At 41.3% G+C, this 24,555-nt stretch carries 12 protein-coding genes; 10 read left to right on the top strand and 2 right to left on the bottom strand.

The features are described from left to right. Positions 1 to 54: 54 nt before the first annotated feature. The 9 genes from V7K27_RS30170 to V7K27_RS30210 all read left to right on the top strand — a co-directional run bounded on the left by V7K27_RS30170 (position 55) and on the right by V7K27_RS30210 (position 12,750). Positions 55 to 1,170, top strand: a complete 1,116-nt coding sequence (locus tag V7K27_RS30170) for a calcium-binding protein (protein WP_334952205.1) — start codon at positions 55 to 57, stop codon at positions 1,168 to 1,170. 44 nt (positions 1,171 to 1,214) lie between these two features. Beyond that, entirely contained in the window at positions 1,215 to 1,706 is a 492-nt protein-coding gene (locus V7K27_RS30175; RefSeq protein WP_334952206.1) for a hypothetical protein, read from the top strand. Between the two features lie 520 nt (positions 1,707 to 2,226). Further along, positions 2,227 to 3,294: a calcium-binding protein gene (locus V7K27_RS30180; RefSeq protein WP_334952207.1), complete on the top strand. Its 1,068-nt coding sequence runs from the start codon at positions 2,227 to 2,229 to the stop codon at positions 3,292 to 3,294. A 729-nt stretch (positions 3,295 to 4,023) separates the two neighbouring features. Further along, positions 4,024 to 6,057 carry a tetratricopeptide repeat protein gene (locus V7K27_RS30185; protein ID WP_334952208.1) on the top strand — a complete coding sequence of 678 codons (2,034 nt, stop codon included), beginning with the start codon at positions 4,024 to 4,026 and terminating at the stop codon, positions 6,055 to 6,057. A gap of 932 nt (positions 6,058 to 6,989) precedes the next feature. After that, a complete protein-coding gene (locus V7K27_RS30190) occupies positions 6,990 to 8,255 on the top strand; it encodes a class I SAM-dependent methyltransferase (protein ID WP_334952209.1) in 1,266 nt (421 codons plus the stop codon). Between the two features lie 40 nt (positions 8,256 to 8,295). Then, positions 8,296 to 9,093, top strand: coding sequence for a sugar phosphate nucleotidyltransferase (locus tag V7K27_RS30195; RefSeq protein ID WP_334952210.1), 798 nt, complete (start codon positions 8,296 to 8,298; stop codon positions 9,091 to 9,093). Continuing rightward, positions 9,090 to 9,743, top strand: a complete 654-nt coding sequence (locus V7K27_RS30200) for a PIG-L deacetylase family protein (protein WP_334952211.1) — start codon at positions 9,090 to 9,092, stop codon at positions 9,741 to 9,743. The genes V7K27_RS30195 and V7K27_RS30200 overlap by 4 nt, the downstream gene beginning before the upstream one ends. A 338-nt stretch (positions 9,744 to 10,081) precedes the next feature. Next, positions 10,082 to 11,422, top strand: coding sequence for a glutamate-1-semialdehyde 2,1-aminomutase (locus V7K27_RS30205; protein WP_334952212.1), 1,341 nt, complete (start codon positions 10,082 to 10,084; stop codon positions 11,420 to 11,422). Between the two features lie 5 nt (positions 11,423 to 11,427). Next, positions 11,428 to 12,750 carry a DUF4910 domain-containing protein gene (locus V7K27_RS30210; protein WP_334952213.1) on the top strand — a complete coding sequence of 441 codons (1,323 nt, stop codon included), beginning with the start codon at positions 11,428 to 11,430 and terminating at the stop codon, positions 12,748 to 12,750. A 186-nt stretch (positions 12,751 to 12,936) separates the two neighbouring features. On the opposite strand, the gene V7K27_RS30215 is transcribed toward V7K27_RS30210, so the two are convergent. Together V7K27_RS30215 and V7K27_RS30220 are read right to left on the bottom strand one after the other, a co-directional pair. Beyond that, positions 12,937 to 15,522, bottom strand: a complete 2,586-nt coding sequence (locus V7K27_RS30215) for a GAF domain-containing protein (protein ID WP_334952214.1) — start codon at positions 15,520 to 15,522, stop codon at positions 12,937 to 12,939. Positions 15,523 to 16,157: 635 nt separating this feature from the next. Next, a complete protein-coding gene (locus V7K27_RS30220) occupies positions 16,158 to 23,366 on the bottom strand; it encodes an AAA family ATPase (RefSeq protein WP_334952216.1) in 7,209 nt (2,402 codons plus the stop codon). A 439-nt stretch (positions 23,367 to 23,805) separates the two neighbouring features. Here V7K27_RS30220 and V7K27_RS30225 point away from each other — a divergent pair, with 439 nt between their 5' ends. Beyond that, entirely contained in the window at positions 23,806 to 24,546 is a 741-nt protein-coding gene (locus V7K27_RS30225; protein ID WP_334826939.1) for a cytochrome c biogenesis protein CcdA, read from the top strand. Positions 24,547 to 24,555 lie beyond the last annotated feature (9 nt).

Genomic DNA, 24,555 nt, shown 5'->3' on the forward strand with positions numbered 1-24,555 from the left:
TATCCAACTCCGATCAATCTAAACTTAAACTTTCAAATTAAGGAAAGAAAATTTGTGGCTTTTAATCTAGGAACCAGCGGTAATGACTTAATTACAGGGACTGCTGCAGGCGATATATTGTTTGGAAATTTCGGTAATGATACTCTACTTGGGTTAGGGGGAGATGATTACCTTAGTGGCGACCAGGGTAACGATTTATTAAATGGTGGCAATGGTAGCGATCGCCTTTTTGGGGGTGACGACAATGATACGCTTCTAGGTGGCGCCGGCGATGACTTTCTCGATGGTGGAGTAGGCAACGACAGAGTAGATGGCGGTGATGGCGATGACAATATTCAAGGCGGAGTGGGTGACGACACCTTATTGGGCGGAGCCGGTAACGATCGCATCTTCGATATCACTGGCAATAATCTCATTTATGGGGGAAGCGGCAATGACTTCATCCAAGGAGCCAGTGGTAGTGTCTTTACAGGGGGAGGACAAGATACGATTTATGGGGGTGACGGGAACGATCAAATATTCGGGCTAAGTCAAAACGATTTCCTCTATGGAGATGCTGGCAATGACACCCTCAGTGGCGATAGTGGGGATGATCATCTGGAAGGGGGCACTGGCGACGACAACCTCGATGGCGGTTTCGGAAATGACCTTCTGTTCGGCGATCTTGGAAAGGATACTCTAAATGGCAACATCGGCAATGACACCCTCCAAGGGGGCGGCGATGATGATATTCTCATCGGCGGTGCTGGTGATGATGTTCTCGTCGGTGTGGGTCGGGGCAGCCAGGAAAGTTTCGGAGGAAAGTCACTAGGTTTTGGGGAAACCGATCTCTTGACCGGAGGGCCTGGGGCAGACCTGTTTGAACTTGGAGGTAATGGACAATTCTACTACCTCGGTGGTTCTACTGTCGGTAAGGGTTTGACTGTCTTTGATGCGGCTGTGATTGGTGTGGAAAGTAATGGGGTGCTGAAACGGGACTTCGATCCGACGGTTGATCGCATCCAGTTACAGAAGGGACTCAATTATAAACTGGGACAAGCCAGCTTTTTTAGCCCAGTTGACACTATTATTTATGCAGACTTTGGCAAGGGGAATGATATTCTAGGGGTTGTGGTTGGAGCAACACCAGCAGAAGTCGCGCCTACCCTAAAAATTGTAAATACTGGTTGACTTTTACATCACAAGTATTAATATCCCAGGAGGCAGTAAAAAATATGTTCTTAGCAATTTTCCAGAAAGTTAAAGACTTCTTCATCAGAATAGTCAAAGACGAAACTTTTCACAGCCAACTTCTGAGCAAGAAAGTTGAAGAGTTGAAAAAAACTGTAGAAAATGGAAGTATGCAAATAGCTGATTTGCCATATTTACAGAATGTTTCAAAAGACGAATTGATTTTAGGTTCTGCTGGAGTGAATGTGATATCTGGGGCATTCGCTTTCGGGTCAGATAGTTACCCTTTTGCTAGTGCAAATAGTTCTTCCAAAACTTGGTCAACGGATGATTACACATCAAATGGCACAGGATCAGCTGAGGCATGGGGTGATAATCCTACAGCTAACCTAGCAACGGCAGGTAATGGTAATATAGTGATTGGAAATTCTAAATTCAAATCTTATGTAAACACTGCTTCTGCAAGTGGTTCTGTAATCTCGATTGATTCTGACTCCGTAGTGAGTATTTCCGACTTGTTTGAAAGTTTATTTTGAGGTTTTCCAAGTCCTGATTTTGAAGTTAGCTATTTTCATTCAATTCTAGCTTCTGACGCCTTGATTCTGCTTTGTTAAATCAGAGCTATTGAGAATCAATAATACCTGAAGGCACAAAACACCTGTGGGTTTTCTGTCAAACCTGCTAATGCGCTAAACTTTGTCGTGTGGTTGCAGTTGAACTGCCCATATTTTCTTTGAGTAGTTAATAAGCTCAACAGAGGTTTTCATGTCATCACTAGCTACAGTTTCAGACTTAATTATTTCCACTATCAAAGTCAATCTCGATCCAATTTTAAATCTCAATTTCAATTTCAATTTCAATTCCCATTCCAATTACAGTTCCAATCCCAATTCCAATTCCAATTCCCATTTCAATTACAATTTAAATCCCAAACCCAAACCGAAACCCAAACCCAATTTTGTTACCGCTCAAGAGAATACTGTTTTCTCCAACTATAGTCAAAGTCCTTCAGGAAATTTGACTCAGACCCAGACGAAGACATTAGTTCAAGGTGGCTTGGGTGTTGCTATTGCTGAGGCTAAAGCGAGTTTTCTTAAGGCTGACACAACTTTTTCAAAACTCTTCACTGATGCTAGTGTCATTGGATTAAAGGGTCAGTTTACAGGTAGTTCCGACAGCAAAACAAAAGTACTTGCTAATTTTAAGGTTGACCCTAATCAAAACTTCTCTTTTGATTTTTCAGCAAATTTAGCACTGAAAGCTAAAGAAATTGAAAATTCCAAAGTTGAATATAACAAAGGTCTGTCTAAAACCGCTTTTTTGGTGTTAGACACTACAAATCCCAATAAGCCCATAGTTTTAGATTATTTTGGTATCCAGGGTAATTTAATCTCCTCTAATAAAATCGCCGATCTGACCGTTGGTAATAGTCGCAATGTTACGATTAATTTTCGGAATAAAATTTCTGAGACTAATGGCGACAATGGTAGTGACTTCCTCAATGGTAATGCTGTTGGGACTTATCAACGGAATTTTACTCACAAGAGCAACATAACTGTAGTTGAAATTAATACTAGTACCGTTCAATTGGCAGGAGATACTTTAATTGGCAACTTGGGTAAAGATGTTATCTATGGCACGATTTGGAACGATAATTTGACGGGAACCAACGGTGCGGACAAACTTTATGCCAGCTTGGGGAATGATAAGCTATATGGTGGCTCAGGTAATGATAGCCTCGACGCAGGCCAAGGTAATGATACGCTAGATGGTGGCTCAGGCAATGATAGACTCTATGGTGGTTTGGGCAATGATATCCTGACTGGTGGTAGTGGTAATGATGTCTTGGTTGGTGGCGGTGGTAAAGACACATTTCTTTTCAAGAAAGCCGATACCTACTTAAGAAAAGACTTTGATGTAATTAAAGATTTCCAAGTTGGTATTGATAAGATTGTATTAGATGGCTGGGGTTATACTAATACTAGTTTTAAGCTAGGTAGTATTATTACAGATAGCAAAGATGGTGCTATCTTAAAATTAGATTCTTTATTAAATCAAGAAACAATACTAATTTCAGGTGTGAGTGCCAGTAAGATTAACGCTCAATCAATAGCATTTGGTTAAGGCTAATTGATCTCCATAAAAACTACTTTTATCCCGAATAATTCCCTGACTTTTCACTCTTATTTGGAAAACTTCACTTCCATTCCTCTCTCCTACAAGACTACAGTGTACACACAAGTCTGAAATAGCTGATTAACCAAGGTTTTACCCCACCCTAACCCTCCCCTTTCTAAGAGGGTGTTTGAAAAGTATTTAGTTGTGATTTTAGGCACTTCTAGATCCCCCCTAACCCCCCTTAAAAAGGGGGGAACCGGAATCAAAGTCCCCCAATTTATCGGGGGATTTAGGGGGATCTAGAACGTTTTGCTACCAAGAAGAGGACTTTTCAAACAACCTCTAAGGGGAGGGAACTAGATTCCTGTTCCCCCCCCCAATAAACGGGGGGATTAAGGGGGGTAATTTGACTTGTGTATACACCGTAGCTGCTGCAAGGAGAGAGGCTTTGAATTATCTCCTTTCAGTTGTAAATTTAGGGCTGACACATTTTTGTCCCATCGGATGAAACCACCCTGCTTTTTCAGAGGGGGAAACAGGCGAAATATTATTTTATACTTATCAGCCGTCCTCTGAGGCTATACTAACCCGTAACAAGTTGATACAGCAGAATTCAGAATTCAGGGGTCAGAATTCAGAAGTAAAACAGCTTTTACAGCAGGGTTTGAGACTTTGGTTGTGTACCTCACCAACTTGAAATGCGCTGTATCAACTTAATAATTAATATAGATAGCCATGAATACTACTAATATTTCTGAATCTAAAGTTAAATCTCTGATTGAAATCCCAGTGCAGAAGCATCAGTCAGGTCAAGGGGATGAACCGGAATCGCTATACAAAACAGAAGTGGCTGAAATCATCCAACTAGCGGTTCAACATCAACGAGCCAATCGTTTAGTGGAGGCTGAACTGTTATATACTCAAGTTCTGGAAAAACAACCTGACCACCCGGAAGCTTTATATAGTTTAGGGATATTGGCGCAGCAGATGGGGCAACCTCAAACTGCTGAACAGTGGCTAAGTGCGGCTTTGCAAGTTCAACCTGATTCGGTTAAGACTTGGTTTAGTTTAGGTAATTTGCGTTTAGTTCAGGAACAGTTTTCCCAAGCAGAGAAAGCTTACCGTCAAGCTCTAGTTATATTACCTGACTCACTGCCAATTTACAACAACTTGGGCTATGCTCTGCAACAACAAGGACTATTTGAGGAAGCAATTAACTACTATCAAAAAGCTCTAGAGTTAAAGCCAGATTTTATAGAAGCAGAGGCGAATTTGGGCAACACGCTGCACGCTCAAGGTAAGCTTGCTAGCGAGCAACAATTTTACTATGCACAATTGAATCATAAATTGGGTGTTGCCCGGAAAAAAGCAGGGGATTTAAAAACTGCTGTTATTTATCACAAACAAGCGATCGCACTACAGCCAGATTTGCTAGAAGCTTATTATAACTTGGGACTGGCGCTGCAATCACAAGGGGAGTTAGAAGAGGCGATCGCCTTTTATCAAAAACTCTTGGAACTTAATCCCAACTATGGAGAAGTTTACCTCAACTTAGGCAAAATTTACCAACAGCAGAAACAATTCCACAAAGCAGTTTCGGCCTATCGACAAGGGTTAAAGCTGATTAATCCCCACTATGCCGCATCTTTAGCATCTGACGAGGATGCTGAAATTCTTCAACAAGTATCAGTTACACCCCCAATTCCCCAAGGGGAGGTAATTGTAGGGAAATACGGTTTTCCGGCTATCCAGCCCGTAGTAGATGATACAATCAATCGTCCTTTCTGGAGTGTAGTGGTAACTGTACATAACCGGATAGATTATCTACTCGAATGCCTTGCCAGTGTGTTGGCACAATGGCAGGGAGAAGAGCAGATGGAAATCATCGTTATGGACAATGCTAGTAGAACGCCAGTATTTGAACTGGTGAATAGTATTGGACAAGGAATAATCCACTACTACCGCAATCAGCAAAACCTCGGTCCGCCAGGAAATTGGAATGCGGGAATTGCCCTAACTCGCGGTTGGTGGGTTCATTTACTTCACGACGATGATTATACTCTCCCAGGTTTTTATTCCCGGCTGCAAGAGAGTTTAGAAGGGTGTTCAGATTCTGTGGGAGCAGCTTTTACGGGTTATCAAAATATTAACGAGAAAGGGGAAGTAATTTCCCGCAGACAAGTCTATGGAGAGCAGCGAGGGATTGCTAAAAATTGGCTGCAACGCATTGGAGTTAATAACTTATTGAATATGCCTGCGGTGGTGATTCGTCGAGAGACGCACCAAAAATTGGGGGTATATCATCCCGAATTGACCTATACAACTGACTGGGAACTTTATAAACGCATTGCTGTTTATTATGATTGGTGGTACGAACCAGAAATTTTAGCTTGTTACCGCGAACATGCTAATAACATGACTAGCGAACTTTTGCTGACTGGGAAGCAGATGATATCCATCCGCCGGGCAATTGAAATTTCAGAGAGTTATTTTCCCACTGAACACTCCGCACAGATTACGACCCAATCCCGGAGTTATCATTTTATTTATTGTCTAGAATCAGCCCTAATTCCTCTACAGGCTCTTAATCTGACTGGAGCTTGGCAAGTGTTAGAAGAGGCTCTCAAAATAGATCATAGCTGGAAAGCGATCGCAACGTTATTCAGTTGGTTAACATGGGAAGAAACAACTCCCCTTCGGGAAACAGGTTATATCCAGAAAGTGCTGGGCTATTACCAACAAGCGATCGCTCTTGAGGCAGACTTGTGAGAGTTGTATTATCACTCCAGAAATGCTCGTGACTGCACCCATTCCCCAGGACGAATAGAATAGAGCCTCCGGGACGCTGACGCGTAGCTTGCTTCGACCTAGGAGTACGCGGCTATACAAACTCTCGTCCACGGAGGTGGGCAAAGAGAAAATCAAGCTATAACCCACGGAGGTGGGTTTTGCCTGTTTAGACGCGATTTATAACCCAATACGCTTGGGTTAAGCATTTTTTCTTCTCTCTGTTTGCTCTGCGCCTCTGCGGTTCGTTAACAAAATTAACTTTGATAAAGAGTTTTATCCTTAACTGAACTGTATTGGTTTATAACCGCCCTTTTTGCTTAAGTTGACACTGATACCATTTCAGACAAACCCTGATACATATAGATTTATCGTCGGGGCACAGCAATGCTCATACGTGTCAACTTAACGTGAAAGCCAGTCTCTAAGGAGCTTTTAAGATTGTCTCGTTCCCAGTCGGAGACTGGGAATGCATTCCGAGAGGCTCCGCCTCAAGACTTGCGGCAGAGCCGCAACGAGCAGCATTTCCAGCCTCTGGCTGGAAACGAGGTTTGAAAAGGGTTTTGGCTTAAGTTGACACCAATGAGCATTGCTGTGCCCCTACCAACGCATTTGTATCATTATTAAAGTGAAACGGTATGACAGCAGATTTCAAATTGGTGAAGTACAAGACTTACGCACAAGCAATGGAAAATCGAACCACAGAGGACGCAGAGGACACGGAGGAATAAGAGTTTGAGAGGTTTTTTGCGTAAGTCCTAAAGTACACATGCTAAGTCTCAAAGCGAGGTATAAACCCTGTTTTACTTCTGAATTCTGAATTCTGCTGTATGAGCAATCTTTCCTACCGCGTGGCCTATTTACGTGAAAATAGTTGTAATTAGAAATCTGATTTTTGCGAAAAAATATAAATTATGAATTTATCAAAACCAACAAATAATCAACCAACCACTGGTAACTGTCTGTTCTGTGGGACAGAGTTGCACCATACCTTCGTAGATTTAGGTATGTCCCCTCTCTGCGAAAGCTATCGCAGTCTCAAACAACTCAACGAAGTCGAGTCTTTTTATCCTCTACATGTCTATGTTTGCGATCAGTGTTTTTTAGTTCAACTCCAAGAATACATTAGCCCGGAAAATATTTTTAGCGACTACGCTTATTTCTCTTCCTACTCTGATAGCTGGTTGCAACACGCTAAGAACTACGTTGATTTAGTAGTAGAGCGTTTACAATTAAACCAGGAAAGTCAGGTAATAGAAATTGCTAGTAATGATGGCTATTTGCTGCAATACTTTGTTGCCAAAAGCATCCCGGTGCTGGGAATAGAGCCAGCCACAAATATTGCTGAAGTAGCAATTAAAAAAGGTATTCCTACAATTGTCAAATTTTTTGGACAGCAGACAGCCCAAGAACAGATTGCTAAGGGCAAAAAAGCCGATTTATTACTAGGAAATAATGTCCTTGCCCACACACCTTATCTTAATGATTTTGTCAAAGGAATGAAAATTATCCTGAAACCGCATGGTGTAATTACTATGGAATTTCCCCACCTGATGCGGTTAATTGAGGAAAATCAGTTTGATACTATTTACCATGAGCATTTCTCTTATTTTTCATTCCTCACCGTAGAAAAGATTTTCGCTGCTCACGGGTTGACAATTTTTGATGTGGAAGAATTAACTACTCATGGTGGTTCTTTGAGAATTTATGCTCGCCACAACGAAGATTATTCTAAACCCGTTAGCCAGCAAGTATCAGAACTTAAATACAGAGAAGAAGCGGCTGGTTTTACGCAATTAGAATACTATTTTTCATTTAGTGAACAAGTTAAAGAAACCAAGCGCAAGTTATTAGATTTATTGATCAAAGTTAAGCGAGAGGGAAAATCGATTGTTGGTTATGGCGCTCCAGGTAAGGGAAATACACTCTTAAACTATTGTGGTATCCGCACAGATTTTCTTGATTACACAGTAGACCGGAATCCTTACAAACAAGGTCAATTTTTGCCAGGAACTCATATTCCGATTTTTCATCCAGATAAAATTGCTCAAACAAAGCCTGACTATGTACTAATTTTGCCCTGGAATTTAAAAAATGAAATTATCAGACAAATAACTTATATTCGGGATTGGGGAGGCCAATTTGTTGTACCAATTCCTGAAGTTAATGTCTACTCTTAAGTGTTTGATATTTTTTAATCATCAAAAAAGGGGAATTGACATGAAAGTAGTTTTATTTTGTGGTGGTTTAGGAACTAGAATGAGAGAGTATTCAGAAACTATTCCTAAGCCAATGGTGAATATTGGTTATAGACCAATATTATGGCATATAATGAAATACTATGCTCATTATGGACACAAAGATTTTATCTTATGTCTTGGTTACAAAGCTGACCTAATTAAAAGTTATTTTTTAAATTATAATGAATGGCTTTCTAATAATTTTAGCCTTTCCAACGGCAGCCAAATCAAGTTATTTAATCGAGATATTCAAGATTGGAATATCACATTTGTAGATACAGGATTAACTGCCAATATTGGACAAAGATTAAAGGCAATAGAAAAGTATCTAGAAGGAGAAGAAGTATTTTTAGCTAACTACAGTGATGGGTTGACAGATTTGCATCTACCAGCGTATATTCAGCATTTTTATCAGCGTGATAAAATCGGTAGTTTTTTGTGTGTCAGACCAAGCCAAAGTTTTCACCTAGTTGACATGGATGAGGATGGTTTGGTGAAGGATATCAAAGATGTTCAGCACCGTGAAATTTGGATTAATGGAGGATATTTTATCTTTAAAAAAGAGATTTTTAAGTATATTAATTATGGTGAAGAACTTGTCCTTGAGCCTTTTCAACGACTGATTACTAAAGAAGAACTTTTTGCATATAAATATACTGGCTTTTTCGGAGTAATGGATACGTTTAAAGAGAAGCAACAGTTGGATGATATGTATGCTCAAGGCGAAAGACCTTGGGAAGTATGGGGAGATAAACAATTAGAAGTAAGGCATATATGATCCAACTTAGCTTAAACAAGACAGAAGAATCTGAGTACAAAATCCTTTGTCTAGGTTCTCATTGCGATGATATTGAGATTGGTTGTGGAGGCACAATTTTAAAGCTGATAGAGAATTATCAGCATGTTGTCATCTATTGGGTTGTCTTTAGTTCCAACGAGCAAAGAGCAGAGGAAGCAACAGCAAGCGCCAGTCTTTTCTTAAAAGAAATTCAGACCAAGAAAATTCTCATTAAAAATTTTCGAGATGGCTTTTTACCTTTCCAAGGCATAGAGGTGAAGGAATGCTTTGAACAGTTGAAGCAGGAATTTTCACCAGATATAATCTTTACTCACCACCGAGACGATCGCCACCAAGATCACCGCTTAATTTCTGAGTTGACTTGGAATACCTTTAGAAATCATTTAATTTTGGAATATGAGATCCCAAAATACGATGGTGATTTGGGTATTCCTAATTTCTTTGTCCATTTAGATGAGGCACTTTGCCGCCGAAAAATTCAATATATTTTGGATGCGTTTACCACCCAAAATAATAAGCAGTGGTTTACAGAAGAGACTTTTCGTTCCCTTCTGAGAATTCGCGGGATTGAATCAAATTCACCGAGTAAATATGCTGAGGCATTTTACTGCCGAAAAATGATTTTCTAAAAAATTATATTCCAAATCTTTGGCAATCAGACATTCTTTTTTTTGAAGTTAAATCTTAAAACAGAATTCAGAATTCAGAATTCAGAATTCAGAATCAATTTAGTGGGGGATTTAGCGCAAAGTGCGGTCTTGGGGTCTCCCCAAGAGGAGCAACTTTGTAAGAGAGACTCGCCACTAATTGTAGACCACCAAATTTTTAATTTGGTGGGGGATTTAAACCCACTTATTCATCCGCCAGTCATACAGAATTCATTCTGAATTCTGACGCCTCGGCGGAGCGTCTCCGGCTCCGCTCCTGACTCCTGAATTCTTTCTTGTTAAATTAAGGAGAAAATCAAATGTCTTTGATTAGCTTTAACGCCTTAAAAAAACAGTCTTTTGAACAATCGCAGGCGTTACAACAAAAAAGTCATTCTCTAATTCCCGGTGGTTCTCATACTTATGCTAAGGGTGATGACCAATTTCCAGAAACCGCACCAGGCTTTATTGTCAAAGGTGAAGGTTGCCATGTCTGGGATTTAGATGGCAATGAATTTATTGAATATGGGATGGGGCTACGTGCTGTCATCTTAGGACACGCTTACCCACCTGTGGTAGAAGCAGCTTATCGGCAAATGCTCCTTGGCAATAATTTCACCCGCCCGGCAACCATTGAAGTGGAATGTGCTGAGGAATTACTCAGTTGGATTCCGGGTGCAGACATGGTGAAGTTTGCCAAAGATGGCTCAACAGTAACTACCGCAGCGATTACCCTAGCAAGGGCTTATACGAGGAGAGACATGGTTGCCATTTGCGCCGACCATCCTTTCTTTTCGTACAATGACTGGTTTATTGGCAGTACTCCTATGTCTGCTGGTATTCCCCAAGTGATTCAAAATTTGACGGTGAAATTTAATTTCAATAATATTCAAAGTCTAAAAAACGTTTTTTCTCAACACCCAGAAAAGATTGCTTGTGTTATTTTAGAACCAGCTAAATATCAAGATCCATCCGATAATTTTCTGCATGAAGTACAAAAACTCTGCCAAGAAAATGGGGCGATTTTTATCTTGGATGAGATAATTACTGGATTCCGTTGGTCTACTGGGAATGCCCAAACCTACTATGGTATTGTTGCTGACTTATCAACATTTGGGAAAAGTATGGGAAACGGTTTTGCTGTTTCGGCATTAGTTGGTAAGCGAGAAATCATGAAGTTAGGTGGAATTGATCACGATCAAGAGCGAGTATTTTTACTCTCGACTACTCATGGAGCAGAAAATCATGGACTAGCTGCTGCGATCGCTACGATGAAAATTTTACGACAGCAAGGAGTAATAGAATATCTCTATCAACAAGGAGAAAGATTACGCCAGGGAATTAATCAGGCGATCGCAGCCAATCAACTCCAAGATTACTTTCAGGTTATTGGCAAACCTGGCAATTTAGTTTACGTAACCCTTGACGAAAACAAACAAGCATCGCAGGCATTTAGAACTTTATTCTTGCAAGAAACTATCAAACAAGGATTGCTCCTGCCTTCTTTAGTTGTCAGCTTTTCTCATAGTAATCAGGATATTGATATTACAATTGATGCCATCAATAAATCTTTAAAGGTTTATCGCCAAGCTTTAGAACATGGAATTGAAAAGTATCTCATTGGTCGTTCAGTCAAACCTGTATTTAGGAAATATTCTTAACTGAAATGGAAAATAATAATAAATTTGTAATTGATTCCGAGATAAAAACCATTTTTAGAACAGATGATATTGCTCAAGATATTTATCAACTAATAACTGAACTCTATCCTATTTGCCGCAGTATTACAGGTAATGGTTTTAGAGAAACCCTGAAAATTATCCAGCAGTATATTCCTTTATGTGTCTATGAAGTACCGACAGGAACTGAGGTATTTGATTGGAGAGTTCCTAAAGAATGGAATATTAAAGATGCCTATATTAAAAACTCCCAAGGACAGAAAATTGTAGATTTTGCTAACTCGAATTTACATCTTGTTAATTACAGCCTGCCTATTCACAAAAAAGTATCTTTAACAGAACTAAAGGCGCATCTATTTACATTACCCGAATATCCAGACTTGATTCCTTACCACACTTCTTATTATAAAGAGACTTGGGGTTTTTGCCTGAGTCACAATCAATATTTGGAATTAAATGATCAAGAATATGAAGTTTATATTGATTCTACCCTTGAATCAGGTCATCTGAGCTATGGTGAGTATTATATTCCGGGAAAAACTACTGATGAAGTTTTAATTTCTTGCCATGCCTGCCATCCTTCACTGTGTAATGATAATCTTTCGGGAATTGCGATCGCTACTTTTATCGCTAAATATTTAAGTCAAACTACACCAAAATATTCCTATCGATTTCTCTGGATTCCAGGAACCATTGGCTCAATTACATGGTTGGCTCTCAATGAGGCTAAAGTCAATAATATTAAACATGGTTTAGTATTAACTTGTTTAGGAGATTCCGGCAACTTTACTTACAAAAAAAGCCGTAGAGGTGACACTGAAATTGATAAAGTTGCTGCTTATGTACTCAGAAACTCAAAACAGGATTACAAAATTATAGATTTCTTCCCCTATGGCTATGATGAGCGACAATATTGCTCACCTGGATTTAATTTAGCTGTAGGTTGCTTGATGCGATCGCCTCATGGTAGTTTTCCCGAATATCACACCTCAGCCGATGATTTAAATTTTGTTCAACCCCAATATCTTGCAGAGTCATTCTTTCAATGTCGTTCGATATTAGAGATCCTCAATAATAATCACATTTACTACAACCAAAATCCTAAATGTGAGCCACAGTTGGGGAGAAGAGGTCTATATCAGCAAGATAGTAGGCTAAATCAAATGGCAACTTTGTGGGTTTTAAACTTATCTGATGGTCAGCATACTCTGCTCGATATCGCCGAAAGGTCGGGTATGTCATTTGATGTGATTAAATATGCTGCCGATAGATTATTAGCACATGAATTGTTAATAAGTAAAAATAACTAAGCATTACTCGCCTGGGCGACTAAAAGGGGAGCATCTCAATGAGTGTAAAAAGCCTTATAAAACCTCACCCCAACCCTCTCCTTATCAAGGAGAGGGAGCAAGAATCTTGTTTCTCATCTGGTATATTTGCTTTCATTGAGATGCTCCCACTAGAAGTCGTGCGCCAGCTGAATTCTGAATTATGACTTATTTTTCCAGAAATGTCCAGACTCCTTCATCCCAATCTGATTCTGTTGGGGGTGATTGTAACCAATGCTGACAACGCAACAGATGCAACATAGCAGCTTTGTCCTGATTGTCTGCTGCTAAAACATTAGCAAACTCCGCTCTGGCAAGATAAAACTCCCGCTTGAGGTAATATTCGCGCCCTTTCTGATAGTGTTCAATCACTTGCAATTTTTCGCTTTCAATCGGATTGGAACGCAAACCCAGTAATTCATATATGGCTACTGGCTCATTTCTGCCCTTGACACGAATGTAATCTAGTTCCCTAGCCCAAATATGATCTTGGCATGGTTTAAAAGTGTTATAGCTAATAATAATGTCGCAACCATATTGTTTACTGACACTTTCTAATCGGGAGCCAAGATTAACGCCATCGCCAATGGCGGTAAATTCCATCCGCTTACTAGAGCCAATATTCCCACTAATGACGGTATCAGAATTGATGCCAATGCCAATCTTGATTTTGGGCTTATTAACTGCCTGGCGACGTTGATTAAATTCGTGCAGGCGAACGCGCATTTCTAAGGCTGTTTGCACTGCCATCCAAGCGTGTTCTTTCAACGGTAGGGGAGAACCAAATACAGCCATAATCGCGTCACCGATGTATTTGTCAAGGGTGCCTTTATGTTTAAAGACTGCCTCCACCATTGATTCAAAATATTCATTGAGCATACTTACCACTTCTTCTGCTTCCAAGGTTTCGGTTAAAGTGGTGTAGCCGCGAATATCGGAAAATAAAATCGAAACTTCTTTACGAGCGCCTCCTAGTTTAGCATCATCCAATTTCAGCAATTCTTCGGCTAATTCCTGGGTCATGTAGCGGTACATCGTACTCTTGAGCCGCTTTTCATCACTGATATCTTCCATCACCACCAGCGCCCCACGAATTTGCTCTTGGTCGCTAGCATCGGCAATTGTGTTAATTGATAAATTAATACTGTGGGGTTTTATACTAGTACTTATGAGTGTGCGATCGGGGTAATATTGCTGACGGCCTTTTAAGTCAACTGCGTGTAAAGCATCTTGATACCACTTGCTAAAATCACCTTCTTTGATGGCGATCGCATCAGTAACTAATTTACCTTCTAAACGGTCTTCTGGCTCCAGTCCTAGCAAACGCTTGGCGCTTTCATTGGCGGCGATAATTAATCCAGTTTTATCAGTGGAAATCACTCCATTGGAAAGACTACGCAAAATATCCCGTTGCATTTGTTCTTGTTGCTTGACTGTGGCAAACAACTGGGCATTTTGCAGCGCTACTCCAGCTTGAATATTAAAAGCTTCCATGAACTCTTCATCGTTGCGATCAAAGCTAGCTTGGAAGCAGTCGGGAGCTTTCGGCCAATCAGCTGGATCATAAGGTGGAAAATCACCAGATTTCTTTTTATTTACAAGCTGGGTAACGCCAATTAGTTGTTCATCGCCGTTAAACACTGGCATACAAAATAAGCTACAGGTGCGATAGCCATTTTGCTGGTCGAGTTCTTTGGCTGTCTCCGAGTCAGCATGGTAGTACAAGTCAAAGGCAATATTCAGTTTCTTGCCAGAAACCGCTACTAAACCAGCAAAGCCTTTACCTACGGGGACTCGCAACTCTTTAGTTGAACCATCATCCTGGGTGATTTTCGTCCACAATTCATCGCGATCGCGGTCTATTAACCATAGTGTACTGCGATCGGCATTCATCAGTTCCTTGGCTTCATCCATCACCCGCTTGAGAGTGTCTTCTAAGTCAAGACTGCTTTGAGAGAGGGACTTGATCGCCTTCATCAGCGCCGCCACTGCTCTTTGTTTTTGAGTGGCGATATAAAAAGAGCGCGAGGATTCTAAAATTAGACGAATCGAAGGGGCAAATTCTTGAAATAATTCCTCGTCAGCATAGATAAAACCTTTGGTATCAATGCGCTCTCCAAGTGGAGCCTCGGAATTATTAACAGATTTTAATTTATTTAGTAACTGGACTACCGCAACTAACTTTCCATGTTCATTCAACAATGGCAAAGCCAGCATGGTGTAAGTGCGATAGCCAGTTCTTTTTTCTTGTTCTTGGGCAAAATGCGATCGCGGGTCACTATAAAAATCAAAGGGAATATTGATAACTTCCTTGAAGGTGGCGACTTCCCCAGCAATGCCTTTATCGGCGGGGATGCGAATTTCTAAAGAGCGATCGCCCTCCCCCTCAGCCAGAATTGACCAGAGTTCTTGTTTTTCTTCATCCAATAAAAATATCGTCGTCCGGTCTGCCCCCAGTAATTCCCCGGTTTTCAAGGTAATCGAATGCAACATTTCTTGCAGAAGAGTTTCAAACCCCTGAGAATCCAGCATTGATAGGGTTTGATGGACAATCTGTAATTTTTGCTCAACATCCTTAACGACTTGTTTAAAAGTATCCTGAGTCAGGGGAGCAAGAAACGTAGAAAAAGTTCCTTTTCTTGTGGCCAGAGCGCCCACAGGAGCAGAATTTGTTTGTAATTCGCGGTTTTCTTGGTTGTGAATACCAATAATCAAATCGGTCGTCTCCCCAGAAGTTCCTTGATACACTGGCATAATCGGTATTTTATATAGGAGGATAAGATTTTAGATTTAACAATGAAATTAAATTTATGTAAGTGGTGCTAAAAGCAACAACTAATTTGCTTGATATTATCCATAGTTTAATCGCTTGTTGAGCTAGCGTCATCCTGTGCAGGAAGGTGGAAGTCGATTACAAACAAGCGGGGTATGACCAGAGTGCAAATGCATTAATACTCCAAAGCCCTGCTACCGTTTATACACAAGCCTTCTGGGAATCGTCAATTTTGGATTGAAGCAGAAGTCAGAATTCAGGAGCAAAGCCAAAGACGCTCTTCGGCTTGGCGTCAGAATTAACAGCGTGGGGGTTCAAACCCCTCACTCGTACAGAATACCCAACTGAATTCTATTTCGATAAGGGACTGACAAATAAAAAAATACTCAACTACTTATTGTGGGGTGGGCATCTTGCCCGCCCTTAGCCAAAGGCGGGCAAGATGCCCACCCTACACAATACTGCGTAGGTTTTGAATCGATCCCCCCAACCCCCCTTAAAAAGGGGGGCTAAGAATGGCTTATTTTTCCCCCAATTTATCGGGGGACTAAGGGGGATCTCCAATGACTATGCACCAAAACCCGAGCAGTATTGCCACCCTACAAGATTGGATAATTTATTTGTTGTCAGTCCCTAAGTCTAATAAAGCGATCGCTTTCACCAATTCTTCTGGATCTACAGGCTTGGAAATATGCAGTTGAAATCCGACAGCGATCGCTTGCTGATGATCCATCTCACCAGCATAGGCGGTTAAAGCGATCGCTGGAATTGTCCCGCCTTCCTCTGGTTCCAGACTTCTGATCTGTTGCATCAGCATATAACCATCCATTTCTGGCATCCCGATATCGCTGATGAGCAAATTTGGCTGGGATTGACTCAGGGCAGTTAAAGCTGCAATGGCTGAGGCTGCAACGGTAACAGTTGCACCATATTGCTCTAGCATGAAGGGCAAAAACTCTCGCATATCTGCATCATCATCCACCACGAGAATCTCTAAGCCAGACAGGGGCAACAACTGAGCCGCCACAAGTGAGGAGTTATCTTTTTCATCCTTGATTCCTTTGCTTTCATCCTCTAAGCATGGAAGTCTGACGGTGAAAGTTGCTCCTTTAGCTTCGCCCAGGCTTTCTGCTTGAACAGTTCCCCCGTGAAGTTCTACAAGATGGTGGACGATCGCTAATCCTAAACCTAAACCACCAAATTTCCGAGTTGTCGCCCCATCTGCTTGACGGAAATAATCAAAAACATAAGGTAAGAACTCAGGTGCAATCCCTTTCCCTGTGTCAGTGATACAGATTTGTACCTGTGAGCCGACTTGCTCTAATTTAATTTTTACCTGTCCCCCGATGGGAGTAAACTTAATGGCATTGGAAAGAATATTCCAAATGACTTGTTGCAATCGATTGGCATCGCCTAAAACTAGCCCGACACCAGATTCAAGAATTGTCTGAATCTGGATAGACTTAGCCTCGCCCGATAAACGCACTGTCTCGATCGCAGCTTCAATGACTGATATCAAATTAATCCGGTCGAAGTTAAGGTTAAGTTTACCTTGAAGGATGCGAGAAACATCAAGCAAATCTTCAATTAATTGAGTTTGTAACTTGGCATTGCGTTCAATGGTTTCTAGGGCGCGATCGGTTGTTGCTTGATCAAGCTTGCGGCTCCGCATCAGTTTTGCCCAACCCAAAATTGGGTTAAGTGGTGTTCTCAGTTCATGGGATAGCACAGCGAGAAATTCATCTTTGATGCGATTTGCGGATTCCGCAGCACTTCGTGCCGTTCGTTCGGCTTCATAGAGATGGGCGCGAGCGATCGCTTGGGCGCATTGTTGAGCAACAGCTAAGATAAACGCTTGATCTTCTTCACTAAGTTGTTGAGGCTGGGCAAATCCCAAAGTTATACCGCCAACTGCCCAACCCTCTACCATCAATGGAATAGAAATCCAGGCATCAAAATCATATTGGGCGTAAGCTTGGGCCAAATGCGGGTAACGAGCTACCCGATTTTGTATCGGTTCAGCCCAAATAGGTTGCCCAGTCCGCACAGCTTCTGCTAAGGGAGAGGGTGAATCTATGGGAAAATGCCGCCAAGTATTCACCAAATCTTGATTATAGCCAACCGCCCGCACAATTTCCAGTTCAGTTTTACTTTCATTCAGCAAGGCGACGAGGGCACAACTGGCTCCCAAGGCGGCCATGCTCTGCTCTACAATCACTTCAGATACTTGGGCTGGTGTCAGCAATTCTGAAAGGGCAGCCGTGATCGATTGCAGACGGGCAATGCGCTCCAGGGCTATTTCTGCTGTTTTTTGTGCTTGCTGCGCTTCTTGGTAAAGGCGGGCATTATCGATGGCGATCGCCGCTCGATGGGCAACATCCTCCGCTAGTGATAAGTCAGCCGTGCTGTAACGACGTTCTGATTCAGTAGTCACAAAGGAAATAGCACCAAAAATCCGTCCGCGTGCCACCAAGGGCAAGATTATACAAGACTTTAAACCAAGTTCACGCAGAATCCGCAGATATTCTGGATCTGGGATCGCTGCTGCTAGGGCTGCATCTGAAATTTCAGCGATTATTTCAGGAAGTCCTGTACGCAGCACTTTCGGCACACCTTCAGACGCATAAAAATCTCTGGGATAACGCCGATAGAGTTCCCAGCCAAGTTTTACTTTCTCTGGATCGCGGTGAGCAACTGCTACCCGATTAATTGATTGGTTGTCTTGCAGCAGATCAACGCTGCACCAATCGGCGAAGTAAGGTACAACTAGGTTAGCCACGCTTGCTAGCGTACTTTCGTAATCGAGGGAAGAGGCGAGGGTTGCACTGACTTGAGCCAAAAACGCTGCTCGTTCTTGATCGGCTTCTGCTTCCTGTCGGGCGGTTTGCTCTTGAATCAGTTGGATACGTTCGGCTTCAGATTGTTTGCGATCGCTGATATCAAGCACAATACCACTCATGTGTGTGGCAATACCCGCTTCGTTAAAAAAGGCTTTTCCCCGACAGGCTGCGTAGCGGATACTGTCGTCATCTCTAATAATTCGATATTCTAAATTATGCTCCACGCCTTCTGCGATCGCTCGATTCAAGGATTGAGCCAGCAATCGTCGATCATCTGGATGCAGACGAGCTAAAAGTGCTTCGGATGTGCCAGCAAAGGTTTCAGGTGTTAACCCAAATAGTTGATAAATCTGCTCATCCCAGTCAAAGCGATCGTTGGTAATATCCCAACTCCAAACACCAATTTTGGCCGATTTCAACGCCAGGTTGAGTTGTGCTTGGCTGTCTTCTAGACCTTGATAAAGACGAGCATTTTCTAGAGAAATAGCAATTTGAACTGTCAAAATTTCCAGTACCGAAAGTTTATCCTGTGTAAAGGCGTTGGAGATCAGATTATTTTCTAAATATAAAATACCAAGTAATTTCGACTGACGTGCGATCGGCAAACAAAGTACAGATTTAGGTTGCTTTTGAATTATATACTCGTCTTTTGAAAACAGATTTTGCTCAGTGGCATTCTGCAAAATCACTGTTTCTTGAGTTCGCTGGACATAATTCAGCATTGATTGCGGAATAACCTGGGAAATTTCACTCTTTAATACAGGTAGAGAAACATTTAGCTTTTCTGCTTGGGGATTAACCTTAGCTTCTACTTCCATCACCAGATTTTCCTCATGTTCAAGCAACAAATAACCGATTTCTGCTCCTGCTTGCTCGATGACAATCTGCATTAATGTTTTCAATAACCGCGAAAAAACAATTTCACTAGATATGCTTTGAGACGCTTTAACTACCGATAAAAAGTCTAGATGTTCACCTGTGCTGAAAAAGGTTCCGTTAGAGACAAGCTGTTGTCCTGGCAATAGTTTAGGATAGCATTCTTCGAGATGCTTGACTTTAGCAAATGCCTCCCAGCGTATATATGCATTTTTAGCTGCTTGCAAATAGGTTTTAGCAATTAATTCAAACTCCCGCTCCAAGTAAAACTTAGCGCCTAACTCATTAGCCAAAGCTTCATATTGCCCAAATTCCTGCTCACGGGCGGAAGCAATTGATTGCTCATACAGGCGCATTGCTTCCAAATCTCGACCTTCAATTCGAGCTATTTCAGCAGCCACTAATTGAGACTTGTGTAAGAAGTTTGCAGGGCAGTGTTTAGCCCAGTATTGCAATTGCTGCTGATGGGATTCTAGGGTTTGCAAAAACTGTTCTTGCTCTTGAGAAGATACTGTTGGATAAAGAGCCGTTAAAGTCAGTGAGTAATATAAAATATAATCTGTTTCAATTGGTAATGCCAAGGTTGTAACTGGAAAATTGTCTAATTTTAAAGCAGAATTCAGTGCTTCTACATACTGTTGATATGTAAAAAATATAATTAATTTGATAATGTGGTAAAAAATAATTCCACTGACAAAACCTGCATCTGTAATGACAGAAAATGCGTGTGATTCATCAAAATTATCATCACTTAGAGTCAGATTTTGGTGAGTGAGTCCGCGCAGATTCATCACTAGCATTTGCTGTAATCTGATTGTCTGATAAACAGCCTCATGTTTAGACTGGCGGGCAAAGGTGGTATATTTTTCTAGAGATTTGTATGTATCTGCAAGTGGATAGCCTAACTGGATAATTTGCCAAGAGCCTTGATAGCCATTGTAGTTTGCCATCGTCACATCACCTGCTTCCACACAGCCGATAAATCCCCGCTCTAAAAAGGGAATATCGGTGGAAATATGGTTACGCCAAACGTTGATATGACTTCCATGAATGTGTAAAACAACTCCTCGAAGTTTCAAGTCCTGCAACTTTTCATTTAATTTAATTGTCATCTCAGAAAATGCGTAGCCTGTAGGAATATCATGGAAGATGGAAACCAACAACATGGCATACATACTGTAAGCAAAACAGGAATCTTCCGTATTACCAAACTTCAGTGAGTAGTTAACTGCTTTGAGTACGATTAAGGGAAAGAGATGAGGTCTACCGAGATAAGTAGGTGGACCCAATGTCGTCAACAGACTAATCAGTGTCTTAATATTTGGATCTTGGATTACCGGAGCATTAATTAAATCAGAGATTTGTCGATCACCTAAATTTATTAATACCTGATTTTTCTCAATAGCGATCAGCGCTTCTCCCAAGGGGAGACGCCAAGGGCGAACGCTGCTGCGCTTCTCTACGAGACGCTCCGCGAACGCAATCGCACTTTCTACTTGCTCATTTGAATCAGGAAATGTCACCCCAAAAATTTTTAAACCTGCTAATCCCAATGTCAGCGCTTCTTCATACCTACCTGCAACTTGATATAGTCTGATTTGCAGTATATAAATATTAGATTTGTCCAGATGAGATTCGGCTTTGAGCAATAGGATATCAAATAATTCTTCCGCTTGCTCTAAATTTCCTGTTAAGAATTCACACTCAGCCAATTCTCTAAATAAAGTAAATGTTTGTTCATATTGTTCAATCCACACATTCTCAGCTAAAAGATTCCTGGCGACACTAAAAAATCTTTTAGCAGGAGTGTAGGCTGTAGAAGCTTTTGCTTTCTTCCCAGCGATTAAATTCAATCGCACCAATTCATCTTTTTCTGTCTGATCAATAATTAGATCCACCGCGAGATTGAGTTGATTGACTAAATTAAAAATTTGCTCATTCACTTCTTCAGGACTAGCATTCTTCAGCAAAATTTGCCCAATCTTCAGGTGAACAGCCGACTTTGATTCATCGGCAATTAAGGTATAAGCAGCTTGTTGAACTCGGTCATGGTAGAAACGATAGTTTTTATCAACACTTTCATCTGACTCAATGGAGATAATTAATCCTCTTAAAATTGCTTCAACCAGTGCATTTGCCGTTTCTTCAATAGATTGTTCCCCAACGATCGCTAAAACTTCTAAATCAAAGCGATTACCGATACAGGAGGCTAACTTCAGCACTTGTTGAGTTGCTTTTGGCAGTTTTTGCATCCGCCCAATCATCAAACTGACAATATTATCTGTAATACCTTGGGCTTCAATCTCAGCTAGATTCCATTGCCACCCCCCTACCCCCCTCTGTCCCCCCTTACTAAGGGGGGTGGGGGATTGAGGGGGGTAAAAATTCAGTAGATTTTCTTGATGCAGTGTTTTCAGAAACTCATTCACAAAAAAAGGATTACCGTCAGTTTTTTGGATAATTAATTGGGCGAGGGGTTCTACTTGTTCTGCTGAACTATGTAAGGTATCAGCAATCAACTGATTTACATAGGCAAGATTCAACGGTTCCAGAATAATTTCAGTCGTTCTTGCTCCATGCTGTCGAACCTTCTCCATCATCAAATTGAAGGGATGTACAACATCTATTTCGTTATCTCGATACGCCAAAATGAAGCAGAGATATTGGATACTAGAGCCAGTAATAATAGTTTGAATTAAATTCAAAGTAGCGCTATCTGCCCACTGCATATCATCTAAGAAAACAGTGAGTGGATGCTCTTTTTGAGCAAAGATGTTGATAAAGTTCTGAAACACCAAATTGAATCGGTTTTGAGATTCAGCCGGCCCCAATTCTGGTATAGGAGACTGTTCTCCAACGATTAGCTCAACTTCTGGAATTACATCTGTAATTAGTCTACCATTGTTCCCTAATGCTGCTTGTATTCGCTTTTTCCAGGTAGCAAGTTGAGCTTTAGGTTCAGTTAAAATTTGTCGAGCGAGTGTTTGAAAAGCTTGAGCAATGGTGGAATAAGGAATATCTCGTTTATACTGATCAAATTTACCACAGATAAAAACCCCACGTTCTCTGACAATGGGCTTGTGAATCTCCTTCACAATAGAAGATTTACCAACGCCAGCATAACCTGAGACGAACACAATCTCTGGTTTTCCTTGACTAACAACTCGCTCAAATGCTTGTAAAAGCTTGGCAATTTCTGGTTCTCGCCCATACAATTTTTGAGGAATTTGAAAGCGTTCTGAGATATCTTGTTCACCCAAAACAAAAGATTGGATTTCTCCGGTTGTCTCCAATTGCTTTAAACACCGTTTCAGATCAAATTGTAAACCTAAAGCGCTCTGATACCTCTGTTCTGCAACCTTTGACAGCAATTTCATAATGATGTCACAAAGTATTTGCGGAATATCAAAGTTCAGCTTTATCGGGGATAGCGGAGATTTGGCAATATGACAATGCACCCACTCTAAGGCGTCTTTGCCTTGAAACGGTAGCTGACCTGTGAGCATCTCATAAAAGGTGACTCCCAGTGAATACAAATCGCTGCGATGATCAATTCCTCGATTCATCCGCCCGGTTTGCTCAGGTGACAAATAAGGTAGACTGCCTTCAATGCGACTGGAACTGCTAACCCTTTGCTGTTCATAGGGAATAAAAGCAGCAATTCCAAAATCGGTAATTTTAACCTGATTGGTTTCGAGGTTAACTAAGATATTTTGCGGCTTAATATCTTTGTGGACAATGTTATAAGTGTGGATTTGTGCGAGTTTGCTGGTGATTTCAATAGCAATCTTCAGAAATGGAATAGGCTGTTGAAATTGGTCTAGAAACTGGTCGAGCGATCGCCCGCCAAAATCCTCCATAATTAAATAAGGGATTCCCTGATACATCTCTAAGGCGTAGGCAATGAGTGCTGCTGTGGTGTTTAACCTTTGAGCGATCGCATACTCATGTTTTAGCTGTTCAATATTATTTGGTGTACACTGTTCTGGACGTAGCCCTTTGATAATTACCGGACACTGATCTTTAACTTTAATTCCACGGTATATGACTGCTTTTACCCCTGCTTTTAACAAAGTGACAATTTCAAATCCGGGTAATGCAATCATCATGCCAAATACTCCAGGCGTGCTTCTTCAGGAATAATGCGAGATTAGTTGTATTTTAGATACATTTCTTTGGGAAGGTGAAAGAAGAATGCAGAATTCAGAATTCAGAATCCAGAATTCAGAATCCAGAATTCAGAGTGGAGGATTCAGCGTAAAGTGCGGTCTTGGTCTTGGGGTCTCCCCGTTTATTCAACCCCCTTTGGGTGACGCTCCTACGTCGCTACCGCTTCTCTACCAGACCCTGCGCGTAGCTTGCTTCCCCGGAGGGGTACGCTAACACCAGTCGCACAAAATTCAATTCTGAATTCTGGCTCCTGACTCCTGAATTCTTTCTTGTTAAATTTCGATGATATCAGGTTCAGATAATTATTTATGCTGACTCTACATCCAATAATAAGCTAAAATTCAAGCATAGTAAGCATTTCCCGCTCAGAAACTTTCCATGCTTGATAACCTGCAAACCCAAATTTACCAACTAGAACAATTTGCCAACAGCCTTGTTTCTAACCAACTGACACACCTTAGCGTGATGAGTATTGGTATCATCTTTGCAGCTGGCTTGCTCACCAGTCTCACACCCTGTATGCTTTCTATGCTACCAATTACTATTGGTTACATCGGCGGTTATGAAGCTAAAAGCCGTCTGCAAGCAGCAGCCCAATCAACTTGGTTTGCTTTCGGATTAGCAACTACATTGGCAGGACTTGGCATTATAGCAGCTTTTGTGGGAAAAGTCTACGGTCAAGTGGGAATTGGTTTGCCGATTATCGTCAGCATTATCGCCATTCTCATGGGGCTGAACTTATTAGAAGCACTACCTTTGCAATTTCCATCCTTGGGTGAAACCAATTGGATTTCGCCAGATTTACCAGCAGGATTGCGTTCATATTTGCTGGGGCTGACTTTCGGCTTAGTCGCATCCCCTTGTAGCACACCTGTTTTAGCCAGCTTATTAGGTTGGATTGCCAATACACAAGACTTAATTTTAGGCGCTGTTTTGCTACTTTCTTATACAGCCGGTTATGTAGCACCATTGATTTTGGCGGGTACTTTTACAGCTTCAATTAAAAAGTTACTAGAATTGCGTCGCTGGTCTGGTTGGATTAACCCAGTTAGCGGGGCGCTGTTGGTAGGATTCGGTGTATTTTCCTTAATTTCTCGGATTCCTCTTGGCAGTTTTTAATATCAATAC

The organism is Nostoc sp. (genome assembly GCF_036919575.1).
Classification (GTDB): Bacteria; Cyanobacteriota; Cyanobacteriia; order Cyanobacteriales; family Nostocaceae; genus Nostoc.